This window comes from Acinetobacter sp. GD03645 (assembly GCF_029845285.1).
Classification (GTDB): domain Bacteria; phylum Pseudomonadota; class Gammaproteobacteria; order Pseudomonadales; family Moraxellaceae; genus Acinetobacter; species Acinetobacter corruptisaponis.
This window is the reverse complement of the sequence record NZ_JAOCLL010000003.1, coordinates 119028-131312: the sequence shown is the minus strand read 5'-3', so window position 1 is coordinate 131312 and position 12285 is coordinate 119028. Positions and strand designations below refer to the sequence as shown.

Sequence of the window (12285 nt, the reverse complement as noted above, 5' to 3'; positions counted from 1 at the left end):
TTCTATCGCTGATGTTTCTAATCCAGATTATCTATTATTCATCACTTGTTGCACATTCATAATTACTTGGCTCTTGTGAGCAACGTACCTGCTTCAGCAACTTCATCATATCCTTATCGTAAAAACCCTCTTTGGTCATTTGAATACGTGCTTCACGCATCAATCTGACATAGCCAGGCTTGTCACTCTCATTCAGGCTTAGCCAATATTGATTAGGAATGTCTGCTTCGATCTTATCGACAAATTGAAACGCTGGTGTGAGCTGTTTAGAGATAATTTCCCGTGCAATACTGCCCATGCCTGCTGGAAACTTGTTGCGCTGCATAATAAGCGTACCTGTCACCTGAATCACAGGAAACTTGATAATACCACCGACCACCTTGCCTGATTTATCGGTCATGCCTTTCTTGAGTTCAAGCGGTTCAAACAAAATGGCTGGCCCTGCCATAATATCCACTTCTTTATTATTAAATTTCCCACCCACACTGATTAAATCCACAGATACAGGCTGCGCCCCGACATTTTGTACCAGTTTCTTTTGTGTTTCATCGAATTGGAAAACGGCAACTTTCTTACCCGCCGCCTTAGCCAAGGTATTGATATTGCGGTCTGTCACTATGATATAGGCCGCACCAAGTGGAACAATACCCACCACTTCATAATCCTTGTTTATCATTTTTTCATCAAATTTTGGATTGGCCAAAACCTGAATCACGGCACTAAGCTGCTTATAGGTTTGTAGTGCCCCAATTGCATCAATACTGCCAACAAACTTGTTGAACTGTTTGGCGCGTAAATTACTGATTCCTGCTCCATCACAGCGTTTGCTACGGAAGTCTTCGGTGAGTACCGCTTCATTGGTATAAACTTTTAAATTCACCAAAGTTGAAGCTGACTTTTTAAGCTTGGGATAATCAAAATCCAGCTTAAACTGCAAATGCGATGGTCGAGTCACATTCATATTCACGCCAAACTGCTTGGCTACGCGGACCATTCTCGGAATTTCAGTAATATAGCTGGTGGCCTGCTCGAAAGCCTCACTGTGTTCACCATTGGGCGAAAATACACATAAGGTGACCTGTTGTGGAATCTGTTGCCATGTTTTTGGATCATTTAACAGTTGCTTGATTTTATTTTGTGAGTGCGCTGAAAGGGTTAAATCCAGCTTTCCCTCAGGGGCAGCATGGCTGGTATTCATCAACAATGGTGAAGATACCATCACAGTTGAGATGAGAAATGATTTCATAAACTTGGTGAATTTATTGTTTTGCATACTTGCTATCCTTAGCTATTTCCCAATAGTTTTATTCAAGTTACGGCTAAAGCATAAAAATAGAATTGACTGTATTTATTTGGATCATGTCAGTTGAGTCAAAAATAAAACCCTATTCTCAACTGATGAGAATAGGGTTTTATTTAAGGGAATTGACTAAGATTTATTTAATCGTAGCGCATTGACCACCACAGACAATGAGCTGAGTGACATCGCCACGGCTGCAAACATTGGCGTAAGCAATAAACCCGTCAGTGGATAGAATAATCCTGCTGCGACAGGTACACCCAATCCATTATAGACAAAGGAGAAAGCAAGGTTCTGCTTCATATTCTTCACGCCCAGTTTGGCCATATGAACAGCTTGGGCAATGCCCTGAATATCACCTTTAACCAAAGTCACCTGCGCCGTTTGCTTGGCAATATCCGTGCCCGTACCCATGGCAATGCCGACATTGGCCTGTGCCAGTGCAGGCGCATCATTAATACCATCACCCGCCATTGCCACGATTTTGCCCTGAGCCTGTGCCCGTTTCACAATCTCCAGTTTTTGTTTTGGATCAAGGTTGCCATAGACCTTTTTAATGCCTAATGCTTGTGCCACCATCTGCGCATTTTTATCGTGGTCACCTGTTGCCATGATCACATCAATTCCATCAGCATGTAGTTGGTCAATCACGGCTTTGGCATTGTCCTTAATTGCATCATGAATCGAAACATAGGCAATCACCTCTTGCTCTGACATCAGGAAGCTAATGACATCACCCTGTGAGCGTTTTTGATCAAGCTGCTTGCCTAAAGCATCTCCCAATGTTAAGCCCAACTGTTCAATCAGTTTCTGGCTGCCAATATATAAGGTCTTGCCCTCAATATTACCTTTCACACCAAAACCTGTGACATCTTCAAAATCAGTAACATTCAATAACTGGTTTGTATCCACCAACTTGGTTAAGGTCTGTGCAATCGGATGGGTCGAATACTGCTCAATGGAGGCAATCCACAACTCAATTTGCGTCTGGGTAAAGGTTTGAGAGAGTGGCTGAATTTCTTTAAGGCTTGGCTTGCCCTCGGTCAGTGTTCCTGTCTTATCAATAATCAGGGTATTGACCTTGCTCAATGCTTCAATCGCTTCCGCATCTTTAAACAACACCCCTTTCTGCGCGGCACGGCCTGTGGTTGCCATCACCGACATTGGCGTTGCCAAGCCCAATGCACATGGGCAGGCAATGATCAGCACCGCAACCGCACACATCAACGCCAGATCAAACTGTGCCTGACCGAAAACCATCCATGCAATAAAAGTCAGAACACTGATACTGAGTACCGCAATCACAAAATACTTTGCCACCACATCAGCAATCCGTTGTAATGGTGCTTTGGAACGCTGTGCATCGGTAACTATCTGAATCATTTTTGCCAATGTGGTATTGGTCCCCACCGCAGTCGTCTGGATACGGATAGAACCTTGTTGATTAATGGTTCCACCAATCACTCGGTCATCCTTTTCCTTTTTCACAGGAACTGGCTCACCCGTCATCATGGACTCATCGACATAAGTTTTTCCATCCACCACCACGCCATCAAGGGGAATTTGTTCACCCGATGAAATTTGTAAAATATCACCTTGTTTGACCATGGCAATATCGACATCCACGACCTGATCATGTTGAACCAGTTTAGCCTTGCTTGGCTGTAAACGTAACAAGGCTTTTAGGGAATTGGCAGTTTGTGAACGTGCTTTCAGTTCCAGAATCTGTCCCAACAAACTCAGCGAAACAATCATACAAGCTGCTTCAAAATACACTGCCACGCCATGCCCTGTTTTGGCTTCTACAGGAATCAAGGCTGGGAAAATGGTTGCTATCACACTATAAATAAATGCTGCAAGTACCCCAACCCCAATCAAACTCCACATATTCAGATGGCCTGTTTTATAGGACACCCAACAGCGTTGTAGAATTGGATAACCCGCCCAGAGCACCACAGGCAGGCTTAACACCAGTTCAATCCAAGGCTGTATATGCGGTGAGATAAAGACATGAATATGCGAACCCATTGCCAGAATCATCACCAATAAACTAAGTGGCAAGGTTGTCCAGAAACGCTTGCTAAAATCCACCAGTTCAGGGTTTGGTCCCTCATCCAAAGTGGGTTGCATCGGTTCAAGTGCCATGCCGCAGATTGGGCAAGTGCCTGGGCCTTTTTGTACAATCTCAGGGTCCATCGGACAGGTATAATCCATATCCATTGCTCCCTCGGGAACTGGACGCTGATCAGCGGGAGTTAAATAAAATTCAGGGTCCTGTTGAAATTTATCCAGACAGGATGGATTACAGAAATAATAGGTTTTCCCCTGATATTCTGTTTTTAAATCTGTGCTGGTTTTGACTGACATCCCACAGACAGGATCAATCTCGGTTTGATGATTATTTGCTTCATGCTGGTGTTGATGCTGCCCTCCACCACAGCATGAGGAATTTTTTACCTCTTCTTTAACAGGTGATATTTCTGGTTTAGCGCCGCAACATGAATTACTTTTTTGCTCAGTCAGTTTTGGTGTACAACAGGATAAGTTTTCGACAGGCTCATCTTTCTGTTCCAATTCAGTTCCACCACAACACGACGTTTGCTTGACTGGCTTTTCTTTGGAACAACATGATGAAGCTGCCTGCTGCTCTTCTTTAAGGCTTAGATAATTTTCAGGCTGCGTACTAAACTTTTGCTGACAGCCCGCTGAACAAAATAAATAACGAATATCCTGATAATCAAAATAATGCTTCGACGTTTCAGCCACCTGCATTCCACATACAGGATCAGTATATTCATAAACAATTGCTGTTTTCTGACCTGAACAGCATGATGAAGCTTGTTGCTGAGTCATCACTACACCTATCTTTTATTTTTTGATGGTTATAGGATAAAGTCTGTACCCAGGTACAGAGTCAAGCATTTTTTCAGGCTATTTTTAAGGAACAGGCACATGAACTTGACCATTGGTAAACTGGCAAAGTCCTGCAACATCAACGTCGAAACCATTCGTTATTATCAGCGTATAGGTTTAATGCGTGTACCTGAGAGCACACAAAGCTATCGTTACTATCATCAACAGGATGTGGAAACCTTAAGCTTTATTCAGAAAGCCAAAGATGCTGGCCTACAACTGAATGAAATCAAGGAATTACTTACCTTAAATCTGGAAGATCGTATTCAGGTAAGGCATGTGATTGAACAACGCTTAAGCAAGATAGATGAGCGGATACAGGAATTGCAGGGACTAAAACAAAGGCTTTCAAGCTGGCTAGATGAATGTAAAACCACAGAAAATGATTGCTGCCCGATATTGATGGAACTTAAACAATAAATTGAACTTATTTTATATGACAAGCACCTGATGATTATATTCAGGTGCCTGCGATTTTGTTATTTATACAAATGACCAAACTACATTTTCATCCCGCTGTTTGAGCAGGAAACTGGTCTGTTGATCATCTTCTACTACGATATGTTGATTCGAAATCATTTTTACCTTAAGTAGGGTATCATTTTCATAGACCAAGTCATTTTTGCCCTCTTTGGTTAGGACAAGCATTTGATCAAGCACAATTAGATTTTTAGATTCCAACATCGTTTTCCCTCTACAATTGTTTAGCAAATTCTGAGTATTTTTATAAAGTCGATAATTTTATATCCTCTCGAATCGTCTATTTATAAGAACTATTCGCACTTCAAAACACTCATTTTAATTATATAAATACATGAAACTGACATCTTATGATGCTATTTCACGCTGGGCATTTTAGCCTATTTTTTAAGCAAGTAAATGTTTTTTGTCGGACATTTGACAAAAAATGTCATTTTGTGCAAAAAAAGGCAGTTCAAATTAATGCTTTATTATCAATATTTAATTGTATTGGCAAAAAAACCTGCATTCTTAAAACCAAGTCACACACATAGACCAAACGTAAAAGCATCGCTGAATTTAGTTGAGAAGTATCCAAAATTAAGCTGATTTGCTTGACTAAAAGATTCATTCCCGCATCCTGTGCCAACTGTTGTTGCTGCTGTAGGATTTCAATCTGTGATGCACTCAGCAACATACGTCCTGAACAACTGAGACTGAGCAATACCTCCAAAATTGGTTCACACACTTTCTGGCTCAAACTCATCTGGGTAGAAGCAAGTTTAGCTTGCTGCTGTTTTTTCTTTGCCAACAGTTGCTCAATACGTCCAACGATACTTTCTTTTAAGGTCCTTTTTGGTTCAGCCAGTTGGTCAAAATCAAGGTTAAACAGTCGAGTCTTGCCATTTTGAGTGATCAACAAACTCATGGGTGATAGAACCAATTGATGCCCTTTAATTTGGCAGTATCCAAAAATAGAGTGGGCCTGTAGCATTTGGGTACATAAGCGTTCAAGCTGACGAATTTTCTCTAAGTCTTGTATTTTCCAGTCCAAACGCAAATGCAATGTTGATCGGTTTTGGTCATAAACCGTCCACCACAAGCATTGTTCAATTTCATCTACTTGAGGAATGTCATAAGCAGAGATATTGAGCAGTACGATTTGATCAATTCCGTCTATAGTCTGTAACTGTTGCTGCCAATGCTGCTGTAATGTCCGCCAATCATTGAACCCAATCTTTTGGTAGAAACTAAAGTCTTCAAGCTTACTTAGGCTATTTAAAGGCAAGGCACGACTTGTTCCTGATGCAGATAAACGTCCATCTTCACTAAACCGAGGTTGCTGCAAACATACTTTTTTCTGCATCAGTTGTTGGGCTGTCAGCATCCAGATACTCTGCTGTGACCATGCATTATGACGGGTAAAGTTTGGGTCATTATTTTCAGCACGTGCCAAAGTGACTTCAAAAGTTTTAGGATTTTCCAATTCTGAAAAATACAGGCTCATCCCGCGTGCTCCCCCAAGCGTCCGCCACCAACGTGCGCCTAAAGGCAAAAGCTCCAAATCAGCTTGTTCTTCATCGAGCTGATAATGCTGTCGCAGCTTCCCTCTCAATTTTAATAGCTGTTCACCTTGTGCATGTTCCAACCGATAGAGATAAGCACTCATCTGTGCCAAATACAGTAGCGTATCATGTTCTGAACTGTGCTCATCACGATTTAACAGTCGGCCCACCTGCCCGCTGAGTTGTCTTAACATTGCTGCTAGACGTGGCAATGATTCACTACGGGCTGACATATTGAGTAAATGCAGTTGACGTGCAGTCATCTCATTGACATGGGATAGACCAAATTCAAGCAATTGCGCTAAATCATCTTTTAATTCAACAATAAACTGGCGTTCACTCTCACTTAAAATCGCAGGGTTCTCTGCTTCACTCAGTTCCAGTTCAGCCCACAATTTTCCTTGCAGACGCTGAACTTCACTTAAAGCAGCCAGATAGTAGGCAGGTTGATCTTTTTCCAGATTAGACAGCATACCTGTGAAACCTGCTCCCGCGACATAGATGATGTCCTCAGCCAAACTCTTGATCCGAATTTTTAAGCGGTAGCCCTCTTCCAACAATTCCGTTTGCTGTTCTTGCTGCCAAAGACGAGCAAATTTAATCGCTTTTTGGGTTTGGGCTTTGCCTATTTTCTTGGCAAGTTGACTTAAATCGAATACCAGAATCTCTTCAATAAGGTTGGGTTTATTTAAACTTACTTGAGGCTGTTCGCTAGATGGAACAACCGAAATCTCAACCAATTCAGGTGTATCTTGGATCTGGTTTTCAGTATTGTCCTGAACTGGATTTCGTAGATGTTGTTGTAAATACAGTACTGCGGCAACGATATGCTTACATGCACCTGTTGCAGGGCAAGTACATGATGCATTGATCAAGCCTGTAGCCGATAAACACACTTGCTGGCCATCACTCTCAATCGTGATCTGTTCAGCTTGCTCAGCCTGTAAAGTGACCTTTTGCGCTTCAATATCCTTTAAGGCACGGCGTACCAAGCCAGCATTGGCATAGGTTGCAAGGCTGTCTTGATCATAAGCCAAATATTGTTGTTGCCAGCTCATTGCATCACCTCGGCCATCCATTCCGCAAAATGTTCAGGTGTTAAAGCTGCCACAGACATGCCTCGTTCATTGAGTTTTTGTGCCATTTGAATGTCATACACTGGATTTGCCTGTTCATCCAAAGCGGCCAAGCCCAGTAATTTTACCTGCTGGCTTTGCAAGCGACTGATCGCATTCAGCAAATGCGCCACTGAACCGCCCTCTTCAAAATCACTAATCAAGGTAAAAATAGTCCGATTGGGTTGAGTCACAAAACGTTCACAATAATTCACTGCTTTGGCAATGTCTGTTCCGCCGCCCAACTGCACCGTTAGCAATACCTCAACAGGGTCATGCGCCATATGCGACAAATCCACGATATTGGTATCAAATAGTACGAGATGCACTTTAACAGCAGGTAAACTCGCCAAAATACTGGCACAAATCGCACTATACATCACCGAGTTCATCATCGAACCACTTTGATCCACACACAACACCGCCGTCCAAGGTAAATGACGCTGTACCCGTGCATTGAAGAATGGCTGTTGAATAATCAGCTTATTTAGATCATGGTTATAATGTTTTAGATTTTCCCGAATGGTACGTCGCCAGTCGAAGTTCTGACTATTGGCAATCAATGAACGACGAAAACGGTTACGACGACCATGAATCGCATTGATAAAATTCGGTTTTAAGCGTGCAACAATCTGCTCCACCACCGTTTTAATGATCTCTCGAACAGCCTCTCGGGTCTGCGCATTCATTCGCCCACGCATAGTCAATAAAGCCTTTGCCAACTGAGGTGTGGGTTCCAGACTTTTTAAACTTTGCGGATCTTTGAGTAAGGCATCTAACTGATACCGTTCAACTGCTTGGGTCTGTACACGCTCAAAGGTACTTTGTGGAAATAGTTTGCGTGCCTGATTGAGCCAGTTAATTGCAGTGAGTTGTGAATCATCAAGTGAACCATGACGTGATTCTCCCGCTACATGTCCGCGCTGTTCATACTCTCGGTTGTATAAATAGTCGAGGGTTCGCTCCAAGCGAAGTTGTTCTGCATCGAGTTGCACTTGATTCAATGCCCGATCACTATAACGACCTAAAATTAAACGCCAACGGGCTGCAAGGTCTTTAGAATTTGAATCATCCATTACGCTAACCAACCCTGTAAATTTTGCTCAACTAAAAACTGCTGTAGTTGTTGATTTAACTGCACGCCTTGCAACATTTCAGCCTGCGACACTTCACTGATATATTGAGAAATATCCAGACTTGAAACATCATTCAACTGTGCAATTTGTTCCGCAAAAGCTGCCGTTTCTTTTGGTTTAAAATGGGTAAATGCTTGGCGCAGATCAGGTAAAATCGTGACAAAAGCAGCCTCATCCCACTGCAACAAAAGCTGGTTCAGTAACTGTGCCATAGCAGGATAACGCAATAATAATTCAGGAGCACTTTGCATCATGCCAGACAGATATGCCACTGCATGTTCAGGGCTTGCACCGATGCCAAAATGTTGCTGAATCGATTGCTGCAAGTCTAGCTCAGCGAAATCACCATCAATAAAACGTAACGCATCCACTGCACCAGCCAACACATCTAGCTTTTGCCAATCGGTATGTAAACGCGCCAGGGTTTGATAGAACTGCGCCAACAAATCAGCCTCACCACCAACCACGCGCTGAATCTGTTTAGACAAATTGCGTAACTGCAACACTTGATTGAGAATCTGCTGCTGTTGATCTGCGGGTGGCGTTGCCAATTGTGAAAGCAAGAACAATGCGCTTGGAATCACCTGTTGCAACAACGCTTTTAGTTCAGGCTGCTGTTGGAAAGCCAGAAAATCCTTACCTGTCCATAAATTTAATAATTTTTGCCCACATTGAATGACCGAGTCCAAATCAGGATCATTGGGTAAATACTGTTGAACTTCCGCAAAAAGAATCGGGATTTGTTTATGTAATCCCATCAATGCTGCACGAATTAAAAGCTGTACCGCAAGATGTGAAGATCGCCCTTGTCCAGACTGACAAAAAGTCTCTTTCAGTTGCAATAACTTCTTTATAGCAATGGTATTGAGATCACTTCCTAATTCTGACAACTCAATCAATCGAGCTTCAACATGCGGCGTCCATGCATAGTCCCATTCTTCAAACAGCAGATGTAAACGTCCACCTCCCAAGAAATCTGGACCACTCACGGATTTGGCAAACCCCACTTGTAAAAAATCCAGTAAATGCAGAAAACGACTGCGTAAACGATGTTTCTGATTGCGGAACACATCCAGTTTCGCGCGTTTGCTGGTGGTTTCATCCAGTTTAAAACGATGGATTTTGGCCAACTCATAGACTTGTGCTAAAAGTGGCGGCGTTTGAGTAGATTGAACCACCTGCCCTAAATGTGCCCCACTTAAAATCTGGCGCAGTAAATGCTGGAATGCTTGCTGCCCTTCATCTAGACTGCCTTTGACAAAACTACTTTGGCAAGCATCAATCAAGTCGAAACGGCTGATTAAATGATGCTCTCTTAAAGTCGCTAACCTGATGGCCTGTTCGGTAGCATTTTTAACGGTAATAAAACTACTGTCTAAAATCTGTTGTTCACGCAATTGCCTAGAAAAATCAGAAAGCAACTCAACGGTCAAGGTTTGCCGTTGTTCAACTTCATTTGCAGAATCATCCATCATTTGCTGCCAACAACGTTGGTAAAATGCAGGTGATGGCATCCCTGAAGCATAACCATTTAAAGCATCCAAACGATCAAAACTATAACGAATTAACCAAGCTTGATCCTCCTGATCAGCTGACTTTATTTTTTTGATTTTCTTTGGTTTTGTCGTGAGAATTTGTGCTGCCAATTCCTCAATTAACGCCAAGGTATGGAAGCCCCCTGTAATAATGCAGATTGTGCCCTTATTATTCTCATAGCACTCTAAAATGCTCTGCAACATGCATTGTTCACGAATCAGCGAGGCATCAGTTTCCAACACACTGTCTTCATAGTCCAGACGAGACATGGCACACCAAACCAAAACTTCATGGAAAAAGTTTTGCCAGTCATTCATTTCCTGTTTGGGCTTTAACTCAAATAGATGATCCCAAAGTTCATCATGGTTACGGCAATGCAACTTGTGTGCTAAAGCTTGTAAATACTGACTATGCGCTAAATAGCGCTCTTGTTGTAGGCTACGGCTTTGCCATGTTTGTTCAGCAAAAGCCTGTAATTCATGCTCAACCTGACTGCTCCATGCCAAATCAATAAACTCAACCTTGGCATTGATTTCTGGCGCATAACGTAACGCGACCCATTCAGGTGAATAATCACAAAATGGATAGTAGGCCGTACGACTTTGTTTCTGCTCAATCGTTTCCTCATTTACAGCATCAACATTCCGTTCAATGATCTCGGTTTGACACAATACGGCCAAGGGCGGCTGACTGTCTGGATGTTGTAAATCTGCAATTAAACGGTTAAATGAACGCGGTGCTTCAATCAGCACATGCGTAGCTTGCAACTGCTGTAATGCCTGTAACGTAGCGTATGCACAGGCTGGACTATGATGGCGAATCGGTAAAAAATGAATACCCTTTTCAGCCAAAGCCTTTTGCCATTCTAAGGCTTGTCGTAAGCGTTGAGGTATCGTCATATCTTTATATTAACCATTCATTAAAAGAGCTTGCAGAAGCATTTTATTGCACAGCCACACTTTGTATCGCTAAAACAAAAGTTTACGTGTAGGCGACACCTTACTTTTCATAGGTGAGGAGTGTACTCCGCAAGGTAACAAAAATCCTTTGTTGAGCAGAGGGTACATCCTTGTAACCCCTGCTCAACGGCGGCATCCATGCCGCCCCCACGATAGCTAATCAAAACTAGAATTTTAGGTTATATTTACTCATCCACATTCCACTACTGCCAAAACGTCTTCCCAGCATCAAAAAAAGCTTTCCAGGTTGCATTCTGTTTCGCCCGTTCACGTGCCACATTATCCATATAAAAACGCATACGCTTGGCATCATCCACATTATCCTTGAGCACCACGCCAATCAACTGCCGCGCAATCGCTGCCCCACTCAAGGATTGATTACCTAGATAATAGCCCTCCAAAGCCGCTGCATAGGCAATATTCACCGCCTCCGCTGTTGACATCACTGCATCAGGGGTTTTAATTGATGTACCATCTTTGGTTGTGCCTTGGCGTAATTCTTGGAAAACTGTGACTAGTAGATCGACCACAGATTCAGACATTTGAATCTGACCAAATAAATCCCCTAACTCACGTTTTAACTGAGTCAATACTAATTCACGCTCAAACACAGGGTCAGCAATCGGGCGAACGGTTTCAAAATTAAAACGACGTTTCAGTGCCGATGACATCTCGTGTACCCCCCGATCCCGTAAATTGGCAGTGGCAATAATATTAAATCCTGCTTTAGCATAAACACGACCTTGCTCACCTAGCTCAGGAATCATCATGGTCTTCTCAGACATGAGAGATACCAGCACATCCTGAATTTCAGGTGGACAACGGGTAATTTCCTCAAAACGAATAATCTTGCCTTGTTGCATCGCTTGATACACAGGAGATGGTACTAAAGATTTTTCATTTGGGCCCTCTGCAAGTAATAAGGCATAGTTCCATGAGTATTTTAAATGGTCTTCGGTTGTTCCCGCTGTCCCCTGAATGGTCAGTCCAGAATCACCGCTAATCGCAGCTGCCAACAACTCAGAAAGCATGGATTTTGCTGTACCAGGCTCGCCCACCAACATCAAACCTTGTTTTCCCAATAAAGTGACAATGGCTCGATCTACCAAGGCATCATCACCATAAAATTTACGGCTGATGGCAAGTTTTTCATCACCGAGAATGAATTGACGCACTGCATGTGGTGAACGTAACCAACCTTGTGGCTTGGGTGCATGATCATGCTCAGTTAATGTGGATAGTTCTTCTGCAAAGCGTTGTTCAGCACTCAGTTTAATAATGTCTTGTTGATTCATATCTTTA

General features: G+C 42.7%; 8 protein-coding genes. 1 reads left to right on the top strand and 7 read right to left on the bottom strand.

Going from position 1 to position 12285, the window contains the following annotated elements; translation table 11 throughout:
* Positions 1 to 34: 34 nt before the first annotated feature.
* Together N5J47_RS03285 and N5J47_RS03280 are read right to left on the bottom strand one after the other, a co-directional pair.
* Positions 35 to 1273 (bottom strand): putative solute-binding protein, encoded by a 1239-nt coding sequence (locus N5J47_RS03285; protein WP_279959238.1) that lies wholly within the window; start codon positions 1271 to 1273, stop codon positions 35 to 37.
* 156 nt (positions 1274 to 1429) lie between these two features.
* Positions 1430 to 4153 (bottom strand): heavy metal translocating P-type ATPase, encoded by a 2724-nt coding sequence (locus N5J47_RS03280; RefSeq protein ID WP_279959239.1) that lies wholly within the window; start codon positions 4151 to 4153, stop codon positions 1430 to 1432.
* Between the two features lie 99 nt (positions 4154 to 4252).
* On the opposite strand from N5J47_RS03280, the gene N5J47_RS03275 reads away from it, so the two are divergent.
* The gene (locus N5J47_RS03275; protein WP_279959240.1) at positions 4253 to 4633 is read left to right on the top strand and encodes a MerR family transcriptional regulator; all 381 of its coding nucleotides are present in this window, start codon (positions 4253 to 4255) and stop codon (positions 4631 to 4633) included.
* Between the two features lie 63 nt (positions 4634 to 4696).
* Here the strand turns inward: N5J47_RS03275 and N5J47_RS03270 are convergent, their stop codons facing one another.
* The 5 genes from N5J47_RS03270 to N5J47_RS03250 form a co-directional block, all read right to left on the bottom strand.
* Positions 4697 to 4897, bottom strand: a complete 201-nt coding sequence (locus tag N5J47_RS03270) for a hypothetical protein (RefSeq protein ID WP_267980952.1) — start codon at positions 4895 to 4897, stop codon at positions 4697 to 4699.
* Between the two features lie 250 nt (positions 4898 to 5147).
* On the bottom strand, positions 5148 to 7295 hold the full coding sequence (locus N5J47_RS03265; RefSeq protein WP_279959241.1) for a hypothetical protein: 2148 nt from the start codon (positions 7293 to 7295) through the stop codon (positions 5148 to 5150).
* Positions 7292 to 8428: a VWA domain-containing protein gene (locus N5J47_RS03260; RefSeq protein WP_279959242.1), complete on the bottom strand. Its 1137-nt coding sequence runs from the start codon at positions 8426 to 8428 to the stop codon at positions 7292 to 7294. The genes N5J47_RS03265 and N5J47_RS03260 overlap by 4 nt, the downstream gene beginning before the upstream one ends.
* The gene (locus N5J47_RS03255) at positions 8428 to 10923 is read right to left on the bottom strand and encodes a DUF5682 family protein (protein ID WP_279959243.1); all 2496 of its coding nucleotides are present in this window, start codon (positions 10921 to 10923) and stop codon (positions 8428 to 8430) included. The genes N5J47_RS03260 and N5J47_RS03255 overlap by 1 nt, the downstream gene beginning before the upstream one ends.
* A gap of 263 nt (positions 10924 to 11186) precedes the next feature.
* Positions 11187 to 12278, bottom strand: coding sequence for an AAA family ATPase (locus N5J47_RS03250; RefSeq protein WP_279959313.1), 1092 nt, complete (start codon positions 12276 to 12278; stop codon positions 11187 to 11189).
* Between the last annotated feature and the right edge of the window lie 7 nt (positions 12279 to 12285).

Excerpts from the sequence above, each read along its gene's own strand:
- N5J47_RS03285 (WP_279959238.1), bottom strand. The coding sequence starts at position 1,273 with ATGCAAAACAATAAATTCACCAAGTTTATGAAATCATTTCTCATCTCA.
- N5J47_RS03280 (WP_279959239.1), bottom strand. The coding sequence starts at position 4,153 with ATGACTCAGCAACAAGCTTCATCATGCTGTTCAGGTCAGAAAACAGCA.
- N5J47_RS03275 (WP_279959240.1), top strand. The coding sequence starts at position 4,253 with ATGAACTTGACCATTGGTAAACTGGCAAAGTCCTGCAACATCAACGTC.
- N5J47_RS03270 (WP_267980952.1), bottom strand. The coding sequence starts at position 4,897 with ATGTTGGAATCTAAAAATCTAATTGTGCTTGATCAAATGCTTGTCCTA.
- N5J47_RS03265 (WP_279959241.1), bottom strand. The coding sequence starts at position 7,295 with ATGAGCTGGCAACAACAATATTTGGCTTATGATCAAGACAGCCTTGCA.
- N5J47_RS03260 (WP_279959242.1), bottom strand. The coding sequence starts at position 8,428 with ATGGATGATTCAAATTCTAAAGACCTTGCAGCCCGTTGGCGTTTAATT.
- N5J47_RS03255 (WP_279959243.1), bottom strand. The coding sequence starts at position 10,923 with ATGACGATACCTCAACGCTTACGACAAGCCTTAGAATGGCAAAAGGCT.
- N5J47_RS03250 (WP_279959313.1), bottom strand. The coding sequence starts at position 12,278 with ATGAATCAACAAGACATTATTAAACTGAGTGCTGAACAACGCTTTGCA.